The 584-nt window shown below is 45.2% G+C and carries 1 protein-coding gene and 1 pseudogene; both read left to right on the forward strand.

Annotated elements, in window-relative coordinates; translation table 11 throughout:
• Nucleotides 1-233 (forward strand): IS66 family insertion sequence element accessory protein TnpB (gene tnpB, locus QWZ04_RS15675; protein WP_290329193.1); only part of this gene is annotated, 233 nt, incomplete at its 5' end.
• A gap of 86 nt (nt 234-319) precedes the next feature.
• Nucleotides 320-584, forward strand: a pseudogene (locus QWZ04_RS15680) (IS66 family transposase); the annotation flags it as partial.

Genomic DNA, 584 nt, shown 5'->3' on the forward strand with positions numbered 1-584 from the left:
GCGCGTGGTTTATCTTTTGTAATCGTGGTCGAGATAAAATCAAAATTCTCTTTTGGGACACCAACGGGTTCTGGCTCTACTATCGCCGACTCGAGAAAGGCCGCTTTAAGTGGCCTAAACCCACAGCCGCAGGGCATATCCATATCTCTACGCAACAACTTAACTGGCTATTATCTGGACTAAATCTTGAAAACCCCAAGGCGCATCAACCCCTTTATGGGCGAGAAGTGTGAGCTAGAATACTGATCTTCATATTGGGCTTGAACGATCCTTTTTCGCTGTCAGACTAAGCGGAAATGATAGATAACGAGCCCTTACCATGACCAACCTTCCTGATGATGTAGAACAACTCAAAGCGATGCTGCTTAAGCTTCAGGAAGAGAACAGTGCACTCAAAAAGACGGTTGACACTCAAGCAGAGGAAGTCGTTGAGTTAGAAAATAAAATGCAGTTGCTCCTTGAGCAACTTAACCTGAGCAAATCTAAACGCTTCTCAGCCAAAAGCGAAAAAGAGCCCAAAGGCACTTTCAACGAAGCCGAACAGCAAAATGCACTGCCAAAGTCGGCCCCTAAGCATCATAAAA

Origin of the sequence: Vibrio tapetis subsp. quintayensis, assembly GCF_030409945.1 — a bacterium.
GTDB classification, from domain to species: Bacteria; Pseudomonadota; Gammaproteobacteria; order Enterobacterales; family Vibrionaceae; genus Vibrio; species Vibrio quintayensis.